The sequence below is a fragment of the Bowmanella dokdonensis genome (assembly GCF_017254865.1).
GTDB classification, from domain to species: domain Bacteria; phylum Pseudomonadota; class Gammaproteobacteria; order Enterobacterales; family Alteromonadaceae; genus Bowmanella; species Bowmanella dokdonensis.
The window spans coordinates 1-521 of the sequence record NZ_JAFKCV010000068.1 but is presented as its reverse complement, the minus strand read 5'-3'; the positions used below and the strand labels follow the sequence as shown (position 1 = coordinate 521).

The 521-nt window shown below is 50.3% G+C and carries 1 pseudogene; it reads right to left on the bottom strand.

Annotated elements, in window-relative coordinates:
• Nucleotides 1-521, bottom strand: a pseudogene (gene gidA / locus J0A66_RS21580) (tRNA uridine-5-carboxymethylaminomethyl(34) synthesis enzyme MnmG); the annotation flags it as partial.

The window sequence follows — 521 nt, the reverse complement described above, 5'->3', positions numbered from 1 at the left end:
GATTTCATCTTTCTGACGTTCTATGTAGCCAGCGTACTTAATTTGAATTTCTACTTGTTCCGCAGCCTGAGGATCCTCTAGACCCGGACCAAGATCGCTGATTTTCATCAACTCGGCGTAAGTTACTTCCGGGCGGCGAACCAGTTCTTCCAGAGAATGTTCTCTGGACACTGGATTTTTCAGCTTAAGATTTAGCGCTTCCACGGCGGCGTGACCAGGATGTATCCACTGGCTACGCAGACGCTGCCTTTCCGTCTCTATCGCTTCCACCTTGGTGTTAAAAGCAGCCCAACGAACATCATCCACCAGCCCCAATTCGCGGCCTTTGGCGGTTAATCGTAAATCCGCATTGTCTTCACGCAGTAATAATCGATACTCGGCACGACTGGTAAACATACGGTAGGGTTCCTGGGTTCCCATAGTCGCCAGATCATCGATCAAAACACCTACATAGGCTTCATCACGACGGGGTGTCCAGCATTCTCTGCCCTGAACCTGTAGTGCCGCATTCATGCCAGCAA